Source organism: Nocardioides sp. Leaf285, assembly GCF_001422955.1.
Taxonomy (GTDB): Bacteria; Actinomycetota; Actinomycetes; order Propionibacteriales; family Nocardioidaceae; genus Nocardioides; species Nocardioides kribbensis.
Map to the genome: position 1 here is coordinate 606,072 of NZ_LMNH01000004.1, position 14,753 is coordinate 620,824.

Annotated in this window: 12 protein-coding genes; 8 read left to right on the plus strand and 4 right to left on the minus strand. The window is 74.3% G+C overall.

Annotation, left to right across the window (positions count from 1 at the left end):
* Positions 1–411: 411 nt before the first annotated feature.
* The 3 genes from ASF47_RS17035 to ASF47_RS17045 all read left to right on the plus strand — a co-directional run bounded on the left by ASF47_RS17035 (position 412) and on the right by ASF47_RS17045 (position 2,418).
* Positions 412–1,386 carry an SDR family NAD(P)-dependent oxidoreductase gene (locus ASF47_RS17035; protein WP_056865137.1) on the plus strand — a complete coding sequence of 325 codons (975 nt, stop codon included), beginning with the start codon at positions 412–414 and terminating at the stop codon, positions 1,384–1,386.
* A gap of 73 nt (positions 1,387–1,459) precedes the next feature.
* Positions 1,460–1,942: a glutathione peroxidase gene (locus tag ASF47_RS17040; protein WP_056865138.1), complete on the plus strand. Its 483-nt coding sequence runs from the start codon at positions 1,460–1,462 to the stop codon at positions 1,940–1,942.
* Positions 1,939–2,418 carry a CoxG family protein gene (locus tag ASF47_RS17045; RefSeq protein WP_056865139.1) on the plus strand — a complete coding sequence of 160 codons (480 nt, stop codon included), beginning with the start codon at positions 1,939–1,941 and terminating at the stop codon, positions 2,416–2,418. Before ASF47_RS17040 ends, ASF47_RS17045 begins: the two co-directional genes overlap by 4 nt.
* Before the next feature lie 98 nt (positions 2,419–2,516).
* Here ASF47_RS17045 and ASF47_RS17050 read toward each other — a convergent pair whose 3' ends face one another.
* Both ASF47_RS17050 and ASF47_RS17055 read right to left on the minus strand, forming a co-directional pair.
* Positions 2,517–4,958 carry an MMPL family transporter gene (locus ASF47_RS17050; protein ID WP_082500447.1) on the minus strand — a complete coding sequence of 814 codons (2,442 nt, stop codon included), beginning with the start codon at positions 4,956–4,958 and terminating at the stop codon, positions 2,517–2,519.
* A gap of 91 nt (positions 4,959–5,049) precedes the next feature.
* Positions 5,050–5,694, minus strand: coding sequence for a TetR/AcrR family transcriptional regulator (locus tag ASF47_RS17055; protein ID WP_200919185.1), 645 nt, complete (start codon positions 5,692–5,694; stop codon positions 5,050–5,052).
* A gap of 158 nt (positions 5,695–5,852) precedes the next feature.
* On the opposite strand from ASF47_RS17055, the gene ASF47_RS17060 reads away from it, so the two are divergent.
* On the plus strand, positions 5,853–7,190 hold the full coding sequence (locus ASF47_RS17060; RefSeq protein ID WP_056865314.1) for an NAD-dependent malic enzyme: 1,338 nt from the start codon (positions 5,853–5,855) through the stop codon (positions 7,188–7,190).
* A gap of 52 nt (positions 7,191–7,242) precedes the next feature.
* On the opposite strand, the gene ASF47_RS17065 is transcribed toward ASF47_RS17060, so the two are convergent.
* A complete protein-coding gene (locus ASF47_RS17065) occupies positions 7,243–8,076 on the minus strand; it encodes a hypothetical protein (RefSeq protein WP_056865141.1) in 834 nt (277 codons plus the stop codon).
* 144 nt (positions 8,077–8,220) lie between these two features.
* On the opposite strand from ASF47_RS17065, the gene ASF47_RS17070 reads away from it, so the two are divergent.
* Complete coding sequence (locus ASF47_RS17070) at positions 8,221–9,330, plus strand: alkaline phosphatase family protein (protein WP_056865142.1); 1,110 nt, start codon at positions 8,221–8,223, stop codon at positions 9,328–9,330.
* A 24-nt stretch (positions 9,331–9,354) separates the two neighbouring features.
* Here ASF47_RS17070 and ppgK read toward each other — a convergent pair whose 3' ends face one another.
* Positions 9,355–10,107 (minus strand): polyphosphate--glucose phosphotransferase, encoded by a 753-nt coding sequence (gene ppgK, locus ASF47_RS17075; RefSeq protein ID WP_414855744.1) that lies wholly within the window; start codon positions 10,105–10,107, stop codon positions 9,355–9,357.
* Between the two features lie 145 nt (positions 10,108–10,252).
* Here ppgK and ASF47_RS17080 point away from each other — a divergent pair, with 145 nt between their 5' ends.
* The 3 genes from ASF47_RS17080 to ASF47_RS17090 all read left to right on the plus strand — a co-directional run bounded on the left by ASF47_RS17080 (position 10,253) and on the right by ASF47_RS17090 (position 14,523).
* Entirely contained in the window at positions 10,253–11,752 is a 1,500-nt protein-coding gene (locus tag ASF47_RS17080) for a fatty acid desaturase (RefSeq protein WP_082500448.1), read from the plus strand.
* 79 nt (positions 11,753–11,831) lie between these two features.
* On the plus strand, positions 11,832–12,545 hold the full coding sequence (locus tag ASF47_RS17085; RefSeq protein ID WP_268778321.1) for a TetR/AcrR family transcriptional regulator: 714 nt from the start codon (positions 11,832–11,834) through the stop codon (positions 12,543–12,545).
* Positions 12,546–13,119: 574 nt separating this feature from the next.
* Complete coding sequence (locus ASF47_RS17090; protein ID WP_056865144.1) at positions 13,120–14,523, plus strand: MFS transporter; 1,404 nt, start codon at positions 13,120–13,122, stop codon at positions 14,521–14,523.
* Positions 14,524–14,753: the final 230 nt, after the last annotated feature.

The window sequence follows — 14,753 nt, forward strand, 5'->3', positions numbered from 1 at the left end:
GGTGGGGTGGCGCGTGGCGTCGGGTGCGGACGTCATGCGGAGGGTGGATGCGCATCCTCGGAACGCATGACGTCCGATGTCGGGCGTACGACGGCGGGTGGCGGGTGGCGGGTGTGGGGCGACGGGGCGTGGTGGGGTGGCGCGGGGCCGGGTGCGGACGTCATGCGGAGGGTGGATGCGCATCCTCGGAACGCATGACGTCCGACGTCGGGCGTCCAACGGCGGGTGGCGGGTGGCGGGTGTGGGGCGCGGGGCGTGGTGGGGCGGCGTGGTGGGGTGGCGCGGGGCCGGGTGGGGACGTCATGCGGAGGGTGGATGCGCATCCTCGGATCGCATGACGTCCGACGTCGGGCCTCGCGACGCATGACGTCCGACGTCGGGCAGCGGGGGCGGTCTGGCTAGGTTGGGGCCATGAGTCTCACCCGGGTCCTCGACGCCGCGCTCGACCGCTCGGTGGTGCTGGGCTATACCAAGGTGGGCTCCTCACTGCGCCGCCGCTGGTGGCCCGCCGACCCCGAGCCGGGGTCGATGACGGGGCGCCGCGTGCTGGTCACCGGGGCCACCTCGGGCATCGGCGAGGCGATGGCGGGCTCCTTCGCCGCGCTCGGCGCCACGGTCCACGTGCTGGGGCGCAACCCCGCCAAGACCGCCGACTCCGCGCGGCGCCTGCGGCTGGCCCACCCGACGACCGAGGTCGTCGAGGAGCTGTGCGACCTCAGCGACCTCGACGCGGTGCGCGCCTGGGCCACCGACCTCACCTCCCGCGTGCCCTCCCTCGACGGGCTGGTGCACAACGCCGGCGTCATGACGACCGACCGGGAGGAGAGCGCGCAGGGCCACGAGATGTCGCTGGCCGCGCACGTGCTCGGCCCGCACCTCGCCACCGACCTGCTCGCCCCGCTCCTCGCGGCCGCCGACGGCTCGTCGGTGGTCTGGATGAGCTCGGGCGGCATGTACGGCGCACGCCTGCGCGCCGAGGACGACGACGCCATCGAGTACCGCACCGGCCGCTTCAGCGGCGTCCAGGCCTACGCGCGCACCAAGCGGATGCAGGTCGTGCTGGCCGACGCCTGGGCGCGCCGGCTCAGCGCCGACGACGTGCGGGTGGAGAGCATGCACCCCGGCTGGGTGGAGACGGCCGGCTTCGCCGAGAGCCTGCCGGGCTTCAACCGGCTCACCGGTCCGCTGCTGCGCGACGCCGAGGACGGCGCCGACACCGCGGTCTGGCTCGTCGCGACCCGACCGGAGTCGCGCCCGGGCCACTTCTGGCACGACCGCGCCCAGCGCCCCACCACCTACGGCTGGCAGCGCTCCGACGACCCCGCGCTGGTGGCGCGCCTGCTCGCCTACGTCGCCTCGGCGACCAACACGCCCGTCCTCGACTGACCCACCCCGACCCGCACCCCGACCCGCCCGCCGGGCCGCCACGGCGGCTGGTCCGCGCTGGCAGACTGTCGGTATGACGACCCTCCAGGACTTCTCCGCGCGCAGCATCGACGGCCACGACGTCGACCTCTCGACGTACCAGGGCCAGGTGGTGCTGGTGGTCAACACGGCCTCGCAGTGCGGCTTCACCCCCCAGTACCAGGGCCTGCAGCAGCTCCAGGACAGCTACGCCGGCCAGGGCTTCGCCGTGCTGGGCTTCCCGTGCGACCAGTTCGGCAACCAGGAGCCCGGCGACGACGCGGAGATCGCCGGCTTCTGCGAGCGCAACTTCGGCGTCAGCTTCCCGCTCTTCTCCAAGATCGAGGTCAACGGCGACGGCGCCCACCCGCTCTTCCAGTGGCTCAAGGACGAGAAGTCGGGCCTGCTGGGCGGCAAGATCAAGTGGAACTTCACCAAGTTCCTCATCGGCAAGGACGGCCAGGTGCTCGGCCGCTACTCCCCGACCACCAAGCCGGAGAAGATCGCCAAGGACATCGAGAAGGCGCTCGCCCGGTGACGGTCTTCACCGCGAGGACCTCCGCCGAGGCCGTCGTGGCGGCGCCGCGCCAGGCGATCTGGGACGCGCTGACCGACCCCGACACGCTCGCCTCGCTCACGCCCTTCCTCAAGCGGATCACGCCCGAGGGCGACTCGCACTGGCGCTGGGAGATGACCGGCCTCGACGTGCTGCCGATCGAGGTCGCGCCGGTCTTCACCGAGAAGATGGAGTTCGTCGAGCTCGAGCGCATCGACTTCCACCACGACCCGCCCGCCGGTCGCACCGAGCGGACCGCAGTGACGGGGTGGTACGTCCTGAAGGAGGTCGAGGGGGGCACCCACCTGGCCACCAGCCTCGAGATCGCCCTCGACCTGCCGCTGCCCAAGCTCTCCTCGAAGGTCGTCACCACCGCGATGCGCGGCGTCATCGACCAGATGGGCGACCGCTTCTCGCGCAACCTGCTCGACCACCTCGGGATCGACCCGAAGGCCTGACGCCCGCGCTCCCGCGCCGGACCGCGGGAGGCGAGCACGCACACGGGCCCCGGTGACCAGCAGGTCACCGGGGCCCGTCGTACGCCGGGGCGCTGCGGTCAGGAGCGGGTGCGCTCCTCCTCGGAGCGGTCCGCGGCGAGGTGGCCGCGGGCCGCGTGGGCGCCGCCGTGGTGGGCGGCGTCCTCGGTGTCGGCGACGGCGCCTGCGTGGGCCCCGCCGGCCCCGACGCCGGCCGGGCGGCCGAGCTTCTCGCCCTCGACGTCGACGTCGGGCAGGATCCGGTCGAGCCAGCGCGGCAGCCACCAGGCCTTCTCGCCGAGCAGGTAGAGCAGGGCGGGCACGAGCACCATGCGCACGACGAAGGCGTCGAAGACGATGGCGATGGCCAGCGCGAAGCCCATGGACTTGATGATCGGGTCGTCCTCGAGCATGAAGCCGGCGAAGACGGCGGTCATGATCGTGGCGGCGGCGGTGACGACGCGGGCGCTGTTGCGGAAGCCGTCGACCACGGCCTCGCGGGTCGTCATGCCGTGCACGTGCGCCTCGCGCATGCGCGTCACCAGGAAGACCTGGTAGTCCATCGCCAGGCCGAAGACCACCCCGATGAGGAAGATCGGGATGAAGCTGACGATCGGCTGGCCCTCGAAGATGCCGAAGGCGCCCTCCTGGAAGATCGCGACGGTGGCGCCCAGGGTGGCCAGCACCGAGAGCAGGAAGCCCAGCGTGGCGGTGAGCGGCACGAGGATCGAGCGGAAGACGATCATCAGCAGGATGAAGGCCAGCCCGATCACGATGACCAGGTAGATCGGCAGGGCGTCGGCCAGCCGGTCGGAGACGTCGGTGGTGATGGCGGTCAGGCCGGTGACGCCGGTGGTGGTGCCGGTGGAGGCCTCGATGTCGGACTGCCCGTCGCGCAGGGCGGTGAGCAGGTCCTGGGTGTCGGGGTCGTCGGGGCCGGAGGCCGGGGTGATCTGCACGAGCGCGCCGGTGGGCGCCGACGCCGGGTCGGCGGGGTCGGCCGTCGGGTCGGCGTTGGTCGCGACGATCTGGGCGTTGACCACGTCGTCCTGGCCCGCGGCCCAGGCCGCGACCTCGCCGAAGGCGGCGTTGCGGTCGGCTGCGGCCACGTCGCGCGCGTCGACCACGACGAGCAGCGGTCCCTCGCGGCCGGCGCCGAAGGCCTCGGCCATCAGGTCGGAGGCCTGGCGCTGGGTGGTGTCGGTGGAGGCCGTGGAGTCGGTGGGGAAGGCCAGGCGCAGGTCCTTGAGCGGGATCGCCAGGGCGCCCAGGGCGACCACGACGAGCAGCACGAAGGCGACGGGGCGCTTGCCGAGCACGCGCGCCCAGCGCACGCCGTTGTTGAGCAGGCGCCCGTCGGCCTCGCGCTTCGGGGCGTAGCGGCGCACGCGGCCGCCGAAGGACTTCGACTTGAGCATGCCGAGCACGGCGGGGAGCAGGGTCAGCGCGATGAGCACGGCGATGAAGACCGTGGCGGCGGCGGCGACGCCCATGGCGGTGAGGAACGGGATCCGCACGACCGAGAGCGCCGAGAGCGCGATGAGCACGGTCAGGCCGGCGAAGACCACCGCGGAGCCCGCGGTGCCGACGGCGCGGCCGGCGGCCTCCTGCCGGTCGTCGGTGTGCTCGAGCTCGGTGCGGTAGCGGGCGAGGATGAAGAGCGTGTAGTCGATGCCGACGGCCAGGCCGATCATCACCGCGAGCACGGGGGTGAAGGAGCTGACGTCGACCAGGGCGGTGGCGGCGGTGATGCCGAGGCTGCCGATGGCCACGCCCACGAGGGCGATGAGGATGGGCAGGCCCGCGGCCACGAGCGAGCCGAAGGTCAGCAGCAGCACGACCAGGGCGATGCCGACGCCGATCAGCTCGGCGGTGCCGCCCGGGGCGGTCTGGGTCTGCGAGCCGGCGCCGTTGGCCTCGACCACCAGGCCCCCGTCACGGGCGTCGTCCATGACCGACGTGAGGTCGTCGATGGTGGTGGGCTCGACGTCGGCGACGGTGTCGACGTCCCAGGCGAAGGTGATGAGTCCGACGCGGCCGTCGGAGGACAGCGGCGAGACGGCGGCGGCGTCGGCGCGCGCGGCGTCGACGTCGCCCCCGGACTGTCGTGCCTGCTGCACCAGCTGCTGCTCCTGGCCGGCGGCCACCTGCACCGGGTTGCCGAGGCCGGGGTTGGTGGCCTGCGGGTCCTCGGGCAGCTGCGGCAGCCCCGACAGCGCGGCGACGAGGTCGTCCACGGCGCCCGACCACTGCGGGTCGCTGAGGCTCTCGCCCTCCGGCGCGGCGACGACCACGGTGACGTTGGCCTGGTCGAAGGCGTCGGTGGCTCCGGGGAAGAGCTCGGCCTGCAGGTCGGCGGCCTGCTCCGAGGGGATCCCGGGGATCGAGAAGGAGTCGGAGGTGGGCTTGGCGAAGCCGGCCGCCAGCGCGCCGATGGCGAGCAGCACGGCGACCCAGCCGGCGATGAAGAGCGGCCAGCGGCGGAAGGCCGTCGTGCCGAGGCGGTGGAGCAGGGTGGCCATCGAGGTCTCCTGGTCGGGGTGGGGAAGCGGTGGGACGAGCGGATCAGGGGTACGCCGCAGGGGCGGGGACGCCGGCGGGCCGGCGCCGTGGTCAGGCGAGGAGCGCCCGCGCGGTCGCGAGGTGGTCGCTGAAGACGTCGGCCAGGGGCCGGTCGGGCACGTCGGGCACGCCGTCCCCGTGGGCCCCGTCGGCGCCACCGGCGCCACGGCCCTCGGCGGAGGGGTCGAGCAGGAGGGAGGAGTCGAAGACCGCGACGAGCAGGCGCATCAGCAGCCGGGCCCGCGCCCGGCCGAAGTCGGCGCCCTCGCGGGTCAGGATGTGCTCGACGAGGGCCTCGGAGAAGGCCTCGAAGCGCTCGTGGGCGGTGACGATCAGCCGCGGGTTGGCGAAGAAGACCCGCTGGCTCAGCTCGAGCTGCTCGCGGCTGAGGGCCTCGTCGGTGAAGATCACGCGGGCCAGCTCGCCGAGGTCGTCGACCAGGTCGCCGTGGGGCCCGCCGGCCTCGAAGGTGGCCAGCGCCGAGGCGGAGAGCACGGGCATGTTGCCCAGCACGGCGTCGAGCTTGCTCGGGAAGTAGTTGAAGAGGGTGCGGCGCGAGACCTCGGCGGCCTCGGCGAGGTCGTCCATGGTGAAGCCGTCGAGCCCGTGCGCCTCGGTCAGCTGCTGGGCGCAGTGGTTGATGTGGTGCTCGGTGCGTCGACGCTTCGACGCCCGCAGCGTTGCACTCTCCAACATGGAGTGCATTCTTGCACTATCGTCCAAGAAGTGCAGAAAGGTGACGGCGGTCACTTCTGGTCGTTGCGGCCGCAGGTGACTTGCTGGTAACCCCGTGCCGGGTCGACAGTGACCCCGTGACCTCCCGTGCCGCCACCACGTCGTCGTACTCGATCACCATGCGCCTGCACACGGCGCCCGACCACGGGGTGGTCGGAGCGGTCGCCACCGCGATCGCCCAGGCCGGCGGCATCGTCATGGCCGTCGACGTCGCCGAGTCGAGCCACGAGCGCCTCGTCGTCGACGTGACCTGCTCCGCGGGCGACGCCGACCACGCCAAGCTGCTCGAGCAGGCCGTCGACGCCGTCGACGGCGTCACGGTGCACAAGACCAGCGACCGCACCTTCCTGCTGCACATCGGCGGCAAGATCGAGGTCCGCTCGAAGGTCCCGATGCGCAACCGCGACGACCTCTCCATGGCCTACACCCCTGGGGTGGGCCGGGTCAGCATGGCCATCGCCGAGCACCCCGAGGACGTCTGGCGCCTGACCACCAAGGGCAACACCGTCGCCGTGGTCACCGACGGCTCGGCCGTGCTGGGGCTCGGCAACATCGGCCCCGGCGCCGCCATGCCGGTGATGGAGGGCAAGGCGGCGCTCTTCAAGCGCTTCGCCGACATCGACGCCTGGCCCATCTGCCTCGACACCCAGGACACCGACGAGATCGTGCGCGCGGTCGAGATGATCGCCCCCGGCTTCGGCGGCATCAACCTCGAGGACATCGCCGCCCCCCGCTGCTTCGAGATCGAGCGCCGCCTGCGCGCCAGCCTCGACATCCCCGTCTTCCACGACGACCAGCACGGCACTGCCATCGTCGTGCTCGCCGCCCTCACCAACGCGCTGCGCGTGGTGAAGAAGCAGCTCGCCGACGTGCGCATCGTCGTCTCGGGCGCCGGCGCCGCCGGCACGGCCATCGTCACGCTGCTGCTCGCCGCGGGCGCCGTCGACGTGGTCGTGTGGGACCGCGAGGGCTGCCTGTCGCGCGACGACGACGCGCTGCCGCCGGCCAAGCACGAGCTGGCCCAGGTCACCAACCCGCGCCTGGTGCGCGGCGACCTGCACGACGGGCTCACCGGCGCCGACGTGTTCATCGGCGTCAGCGGCCCCAACCTGCTCGACCCGCTGTGGATCAAGGACATGGCCGACGACGCCGTCGTCTTCGCCCTGGCCAACCCCGACCCCGAGGTCGACCCCGCCGAGGCGGAGAAGTACGCCGCCGTCGTCGCCTCGGGCCGCTCCGACTACCCCAACCAGATCAACAACGTGCTGGCCTTCCCCGGGGTGTTCCGCGGCCTGCTCGACGCCCGCGCCTCCGACGTCACCCTCGACATGCTGCTGCGCGCCGCCGAGGCCATCGCGCTCGTGGTCAAGGACGAGGAGCTCAACCCCAACTTCATCATCCCCACCGTCTTCCACCCCGACGTGCCCAAGGCCGTCGCCGACGCGATCCGCGGCTGACCCCACGGCCGGCCCCACGGCCGGCCCGTGGCTGGCCCCGCGGCCGGGCGCCTCAGTCGGGGCGCACGGCCAGCTCGTCGACGGGGCGGATCTCCACGACCTCCTCGAAGGCGGCCTCCACCGCGGTGGTCGAGCCGCTCTCGACGGTGACGGCGTAGGGGTAGCCCTGCAGCATGAGCGTGCGTGAGCTGCGCCGGTCGCCGGCCTCGTCGAGCCAGACCCAGGCGGCGTCCTGGCCGTCGTAGCCCGGCACCTCGGTGCGGTTCTCCCGGCCGTGGCGCTGGTCGAAGAAGCGCAGGGCGGCGCGCTGGCCGGTCAGCTCGTTGTAGGTGACCACGACCGGGAGGTCGTCGACCACCACGTCGCACTGCCACATGGTGGGGCGGTTGAACTGCGGGTTGCGGAGCAGGAAGTCGCGGCAGGTCTGCTCGTCGGGGCGGAACGACGGGAACACCCACTCCAGGCCCTCGACGCCGGTGGGCAGCTCGCACCCGGCGTCGGTGACCCGGCCGTCCCAGCAGGTCTCGGTGGCGGCGGCGAGGGCCTCGCCGCGCTCGCCGGAGACCGCCCGCTGCACGACCAGGCCGGCGGCGACCAGCAGCACGACGAGCGGCACCACCACCGAGACCACCCCCCAGGCGCCCGTGGGGGAGGCCGCCAGCGGGGGCGGCTCGCCGACGAGCGGGTCCTCGCCGTCGGGGGCGGACCCGTCGCCCGCCACGTCGTGCCCGTCGGCCTCCGACCCGCCGGCGGTGCTCGCGGTGCTGGCGGCCGGGCGGACGGTGCCGGGGCGGGGCGTGCCGCAGTTGAGGCAGTACCGCGAGGCGCCGAGCTCCTCGCCGCAGGTGGCGCACTCGGCGCCCGGCTGCGCCTGGGTCTCCGGCATGGGGCCTCCTGTCGTCTGCGCGCCATTGTGACCGACGACCCTGGCGCACGTCCGGGGAAGGTGCAGGTCGACCGTGGCCCGGTGCTCGCGGCGTCTGCGCCGTCCCGGGGACCCGGGCGCCCGAGCGGGCATAGGGTCGCCGGCATGACGCCCCGGCCCACCGCGCCGTCCCCCTCCGCCGCACCCCCCTCGGGTCGGCGTCGCGGCACGGCCGCGGCGCTCGCGGCGGCGCTCGCGGTCGGTACCCTCGCGTCCTGCGCCACCGGCGGCGCGCCCGACCGCGAGCGCGCCACGGCCCGTGTCGTCGCGGCCGGCACGGCCCCGACCGCCGACAGCACGGCCCCGGTGGCGGGTGACGACGCCGCCCGGGTGCTCGCGGTCTCCCTCGACGGCTTCAACGTCGCCGCCCTCGACCGGCTCGGTCGCGACCGGACGCCGGTGCTGCACCGGCTGCTGCGCGAGGGCGCGGCCACCACCCACGCCCGCACCGAGCGGGAGCTGACCGACACCCTGCCCAACCACACCGGCATGCTCACCGGGCTGCGGGTCGACGCCGACCGCGGCGGCCACGGCGTGACGTGGAACGTCGAGCGCCCCGGCACGACCGTGCAGGAGGCGGCCGGGCGCCCGGTCGGCTCGGTCCTCAGCGCCGCCCACGACGCGGGCCTCACCACGGCGCTCTTCGCGGGCAAGGCGAAGTTCCGCCTGTTCGACGACTCCTGGCCCGGCGCGGTCGACACCTTCGTGCTCGACGAGCGGCCGCGCTCGCTCGTGGCGCGGGCGGCGGCCGACCTCGCCGAGACCGACCGCGACCTGACCTTCGTCCACGTCGCCCTGCCCGACCTGGTGGGCCACGCGGAGGGCTTCATGGGTCCGGCCTACCTCGACGCGGTGGTGCGCACCGACCGTCTCGTCGGGCGGCTCCTGGCCGCGCTGGCCGCCGATCCCGAGGACGCCGCCGAGGTGAGGGTCGTGCTCACCGCCGACCACGGCGGTCGCGGCCCGGGGCACTCCGACCCCACGAGGTTCGTCGACTACCGGGTGCCGTTCCTGGTGTGGGGCCCCGGCGTCGCCGCGGGCGACCTCTACGCGCTCAACCCGGACTACCGCGACCCCGGCCGCAGCCGTCCGTCGTACGACGGGGAGCAGCCGGTGCGCAACGGCGACCTGGCCAACGTCGCCCTCGACCTGCTGGGTCTGCCGGCGCTGGCCGACAGCCTCCTCGACGCCGACCAGGACCTCGACTGGGAGTGACCCGGCACCGCACGCGCGGGTCGCTCAGCGGGGGAGGGAGGCCCACCAGGCCGCGCCGACGACGCCGGCGCGGTTGCGCAGCCGGGCCGGGACGATCTCGGTGTCGAGGTCGAGCAGCGGCAGGAACTCCTCCGAGCGCTTGCTGATGCCGCCGCCGACGACGATGAGCTCGGGGGAGAAGAGCCTCTCCAGCGTGCGGTAGTAGCGGGTCAGGCGCTTCGCCCACTGCTCCATGCTGAGGTCCTCGGCCTCGCGCACGCTGTTGGCCGCGCGCGACTCGGCGTCGTGGCCGTCGACCTCGAGGTGGCCGAGCTCGGCGTTGGGCACGAGCACGCCGTCGTGGACCAGCGCGGAGCCGATGCCGGTGCCGAGGGTGGTCACGATGACCAGGCCGCTGCGGTCGCGGGCGGCGCCGTACCTCACCTCGGCCAGGCCGGCGGCGTCGGCGTCGTTGACCACGTGCACCTCGCGACCGGTGGCCGCGGTGAAGAGGGCGTCGGCGTCGGTGCCGATCCAGGAGTCGTGGATGTTGGCGGCCGAGCCGACCACGCCGCGCCGCACCACCCCGGGCACGGTGACCCCGATCGGGGCGTCGGAGGGCTCGAACCGGGCGAGCAGGTCGACGAAGACGGCGGCGACGGCCTCGGGGGTGGCGGGCTGGGGGGTCTTGATCCGCACGCGCTCGGCGGCGAACTCCCCGAGCGCGGTGTCGACGGGGGCGCCCTTGATGCCCGTGCCGCCGAAGTCGATGCCGAAGGGGTGCTGGTCGTGGCTCACCGGGCTCATTGTGCCGGGCACGGCCTCCCGAGCGCCGACGGACCCCGCCGGCTTTACATCACAGACCCCCTTGTCAAGCGGCTTGACAATCCCTATGGTTCTGTCAACCCGATGTCGTGATCGGGGTCACCCCCTGGAGGACGCGATGCCCACGAACCCCCGCACGAGCCCGCCCGCACCCGGCACCCCCGAGTCGATCCCGCACAGCACGGTGTCGGCCGCGTCGACCGAGCAGTGGAAGGACGGCAAGCGCTACCTGTGGCTGATCGGCCTCGTCGTGCCGTCGCTGGCCTTCGTCGCGCTCGGCGGGTGGGCGGCGACCGGGTGGGGCGTGTGGCTGTGGATCGGCCCGATCATCGTGCTCGGACTCGTGCCGGCGATCGACCTCGTCGCCGGGCTCGACCGCACCAACCCGCCCGACGACGCGATCGAGGCGCTGGAGAAGGACCGCTACTACCGCTGGATCACCTACCTCTTCCTGCCCATCCAGTACCTCGGGTTCGTGGCGGCCTTCTACGTCATCGCCCGCGGCGCCCCCTTCGGCCTCGGCGAGCTCGGCACGGTCGGCGAGGTCGGCCTGGCGATCACCATCGGCACGATCGGCGGCATCGGCATCAACACCGCCCACGAGCTCGGGCACAAGCGCGAGGAGAACGAGCGCTGGCTCTCCAAGGTCGCGCTGGCCCAGAGCTTCTACGGCCACTTCTACATCGAGCACAACCGCGGCCACCACGTGCGCGTCGCGACCCCGGAGGACCCCGCCTCCTCGCGGCTCGGGGAGAGCTTCTACGCCTTCTGGCCGCGCACCGTCTCCGGCGGCGTGCGCAGCGCCTGGAGCCTGGAGCGCAAGCGCTACGCCCGCAAGCAGCAGCACCCCTTCCGGCCCGGCAACGACGTGCTCAACGCCTGGGTGATGTCGCTGGTGCTGTGGGGCGCCCTCGTCGCGTGGCTCGGGTGGTCGATCCTGCCCCTGCTCGTGCTCCAGGCCGTCGTCGGCTTCTCGCTGCTCGAGGTCGTCAACTACATGGAGCACTACGGCATGCTGCGCCAGAAGGTCGGCGCCCGGCAGCGCTACGAGCGCGTCGACCCCTCGCACTCGTGGAACTCCAACAACATCGCCACCAACGTGCTGCTCTACCACCTGCAGCGCCACAGCGACCACCACGCCAACCCGACGCGGCGCTACCAGACCCTGCGCGACTTCGAGGAGAGCCCGGTGCTGCCGACGGGCTACGCCGGGATGATCGTGCTCGCCCTCGTGCCGCCGTTCTTCCGCCGGGTCATGGACCCCCGCGTCCTGGCCCACTTCGACGGCGACGTCACCCGCGCCAACGTGCACCCCTCGAAGCGCGAGCGCTACCTGGCCCGCTACCCCTCCGCCGCCGCCCGCGCCGAGCAGGCGGCCACCGCGGCGGCGCTCACCGGCGGGGCGGTCGACGCGATGCCCGGCGCGGTCGCCGAGGAGGTGCTGGCCGCCCGCTGCCCCGGCTGCGGCCACACCTACGAGGTCGAGAAGGGCAACGAGCTGGAGGGCTTCGCCGCCGGCACGGCCTGGGCCGACATCCCCGACGACTGGTGCTGCCCCGACTGCGGCGTGCGCGAGAAGGTCGACTTCGTGCCGCTGTCCACCGCCGAGGCGGCCTGAGCCTCCCCGCCGGCGCGCCCGCCTCCGCCGACCCGGTCCCCCCGGTCGGGTCGGTCGGGGCGGGTGCGCCGGTCGGGACGTGCTGGTCGTCCGGCTGGTCGGGCTGGTCGGGCTGGTCGGGCTGGTCGGGTCGGTCCGGGGGCCGCTGGTGGGCCTTCCTAGACTGACCGGCATGGAGTCCTCGGGCGCGCGGGTGGGGTCGGCGGGCGACGCGGGCCCGGTGCGGCGTACGGCGGGCAGCACGCGCGACCGCGTGGTCGAGGCCGCGGTCGAGCTCACCGCGGAGGTGGGCTGGTCGCGGGTCACCATGGCCCGGCTGGCCGACCGGGTGGGCGTGAGCCGGCAGACGGTCTACAACGAGGTCGGCACCAAGCCGGGCCTCGCCGAGGCGATGATCCTGCGCGAGCTCGAGCACTTCCTCGCGCTGGTGTCCTCCGCCTTCGACGACCACCCCGACGACCTGGTGGCCGCGATCCACGACTCGGCGCTGCTGGTGCTGCGCAACGCCCACGGCAACCCCCTGCTGCACGCGGTCGTCTCGGCCACCCACGGCGCCGACACCGAGCTGCTGCCGCTGCTCACCACCCACGCCGAGTCGCTGCTCGCCGTGGCCAAGACCGTGGTCGGCGAGCGGCTGCCGCCCTACGGCCTCGACCTGCCCGGCGAGCGCCTCGACGCCGCGATCGACATGGTCGTGCGGCTCGTGCTGAGCCACGTCATGCAGCCCACCGCGACCCCCGAGGCCTCCGCCGACGCCATCGCCTGGGTCTCCGCCCGGGTGCTGCGGCCCTAGCCGCACCGGGCGGGCGCGGGCCGCAGGGTCGGGCGGTGCGGCCGGGGCGGGACGTCATGCGTGGGGTGGATGCGCATCCACGGTGCGCATGACGTCCGACCCGCGGTGCGGCGGGCCGGACGGGGCGTCATGCGTGGGGTGGATGCGCATGCACGGTCCGTATGACGTCCGCGGGGCTGGGGCTGGGGCGGGGGTGGCGCCGGCGGGGTCTGCCCGCGGTGCGGCCCGGGCGGGACGTCATGCGCAGGGTGGATGCGCATCCTCGATCCGCATGACGTCCGCGCACCGGCGGGTCGCGGGCGGGCGGGGTCAGGCGGTGCGGCCGGGTGGGACGTCATGCGCAGGGTGGATGCGCATCCTCGGTCCGTATGACGTCCGGGGTGCTGGGGCGGGGGTGGCGCGGGCGGGTGGTCGCCCTGCGGTACGGCGGGCTGGGCGGGACGTCATGCGCAGGGTGGATGCGCATGCACGGTCCGCATGACGTCCGCGCAACGGTGGTCCGCGCACCGGTGGTCCGCGCCCCGGCGGGTCGCACGCGAGGGGGACCCGGGGGCGCAGCCCCTACGGTGGGCCCATGACCGTCGAGCCCGCCGCGGGAGGCGTCGCGCGCACCAGCCCCGCCGGTCGCCGCGTGGTCGCGGCGGCGGTGCTCGGCTCGGGCATGACGATGCTCGACGGCACCGTGGTCAACGTGGCGCTGCGCTCCATCGGGGAGGACCTCGACGCCAGCCTGGCCCAGCTGCAGTGGGTCACCAACGGCTACCTGCTCGCCCTGGCCAGCCTGATCCTGCTCGGCGGTTCGCTCGGTGACCGGCTGGGGCGGCGCCGCGTCTTCGTGGCCGGCACGGTCGGCTTCGCGCTGGCCAGCCTGCTGTGCGGCCTGGCGCCGACCCCCGAGGTGCTGGTCGCCGCCCGCGTCGCCCAGGGGGTGGCCGCAGCCGCGCTCGCGCCCGGCAGCCTGGCCATGATCCAGGGCGCGGTGCGCCCCGCCGACCGCGCGGCCGCCATCGGCACCTGGACCGGTCTCGGCGCGATCGCCGCCGCGGCCGGGCCCTTCGTCGGCGGTCTGCTGGTCGACCACGCCTCGTGGCGGTGGGTGTTCCTGGTCAACCTCCCGCTCGCCGCGGCCACCGTGTGGTTGGCCCGCGGCGTGCCCGAGACCCGCGACCCCCACGCCGCCCCGCGGCTCGACTGGGCCGGGGCGGCCCTGGCCACGCTGGGGCTGGCGGGCGCGACGTACGCGCTGATCGAGTGGGGCCGGCCGCTGGCGACCGCGGCGGCTGCGGTCGGGGTGGCGGGGCTGGTCGCCTTCGTCGTGGTCGAGCGGCGCGAGCGCTGGCCCATGCTCGAGCCCGGGCTCTTCGCCGACCGCACCTTCGCCGCCGCCAACGCGATGACGCTGCTCGTCTACGGCGCGCTGGGCGCCATGACCTTCTTCCTCACCCTGCAGATGCAGGTCGTGGGCGGCTACACCGCGCTGCAGGCCGGTCTCGCGAGCCTGCCGCTCACCGTGTGCATGCTGTTGCTGGCCTCCCGCGGCGGGGCCCTCGGCGCCCGCACCGGGCCCCGGCTGCCGCTCAGCCTCGGTCCGCTCGTGATGGCCGCGGGCGTGCTGCTGCTGCTCGGCGCGGGGGAGCGGCCCTACGTCGTCGGTGTGCTGCCCGGCATCACCGTCTTCGGCCTCGGCCTGGCGCTGCTCGTCGCGCCGCTCACCGCCACCGTGCTGGCGGCCGCCCCCGACGAGCACGCGGGCGTCGCCAGCGGCGTCTCCAACGCCGTGGCCCGCGCCGGCACGCTGCTCGCCGTGGCCGCGCTGCCGATGGCGGTGGGCCTCGGTGGGGAGGAGTACGCCGACCCCGCCCTCCTCGACCCCGCCTTCGGCCGGGCCATGCTGGCCTGCGCCGGGCTGCTCGTCGCCGGCGGGGTGCTGTCGTGGCTCACCGTGCGCGCCGACGTGCTCCGCGACCCGGTGCGCTGACCCGGTGCGCCGACCCGGTGCGCTGGCGGCGCTGGACGTGGCGCCGCTGCGTCTTACTGACCGTTGCGACCACTACCTGACCGTCAGGACGCCCGCCCAGAGGGTGCAACGGTCAGTAAGAGCGGCGGGCGGCCCCCGTCCGGTCGGGCCGCGGCGACGAACACCCGTCGACGCGCACGACTTCCGGGGAGCGTGCCCGCCGTCACAGCGCGCCGCCTACGCTGGGCCAG